The organism is Bradyrhizobium sp. 190, assembly GCF_023073415.1.
Lineage (GTDB): Bacteria > Pseudomonadota > Alphaproteobacteria > Rhizobiales > Xanthobacteraceae > Bradyrhizobium.
Genome location: NZ_JADPJL010000018.1, coordinates 1 through 719 on the forward strand (window position 1 = coordinate 1; position 719 = coordinate 719).

General features: G+C 63.4%; 1 protein-coding gene. It reads left to right on the plus strand.

The features are described 5' to 3' along the window. Positions 1–719, plus strand: a 719-nt coding sequence (locus IVB22_RS14740; protein ID WP_247518059.1) for a CehA/McbA family metallohydrolase, incomplete at both ends; no start/stop codon positions are given.

The following is a 719-nucleotide window of genomic DNA, read 5'->3' on the forward strand; positions in this document are numbered from 1 at the left end:
ACTGCGCAGATCAGCGCCTTCGGTCTGGCCGACTGGTACCGGTACCTCAACATTGGCTACCACCTTCCGCTGGTGGCAGGTTCCGACAAGATGGACGCGTCCGCGCTCCTCGGCGGCTCGCGGACATATGCGCAGCTGGGCGCGCGCGATTTTACGTACCGCAACTGGATGGATGCCGTGCGGAGCGGCGACACGTTCATCACAATCGGGCCGCTCGTGGACATGACGGTAGAAGGGCGGCGTCCCGGGAGCAAGATCGCGATTCCTCCTTCAGGCGGCACTGTCACTATCGCCTGGCGGATCGACTCGGTCAGCGTTCGCCCGACGCGTGTGGAGTTGATCCGCAATGGCACTGTCGTCGATGAAGTGCGATGCGGCAACTTGTCGTGCAACGGCCACTTCGAGCTTAGCGTCACCGAGTCCTGTTGGGTCGCGATCCGCGTTCGAGACAGTGTCGCCGGGCGCGAGGCCGACATCGCGGCCCACACCAGTGCCGTGTATGCTGACGTCGGTGACAAACCCATCTTTGCGACCGAGGACGCGGTCTCGGTCCTCGCGCAGATTGAGGGATCGATCGCCTACGTGGATACGATCGCGCCCAAGACCGATGAAGCGCGGCACTCGAGGCTGCGGGCTGTCCTGGAGCTTGCACATCATCGCCTGCATCACAGGCTTCACGAACTCGGCGCCAGCCACGAGCATGTGCCGATCCATTCGGT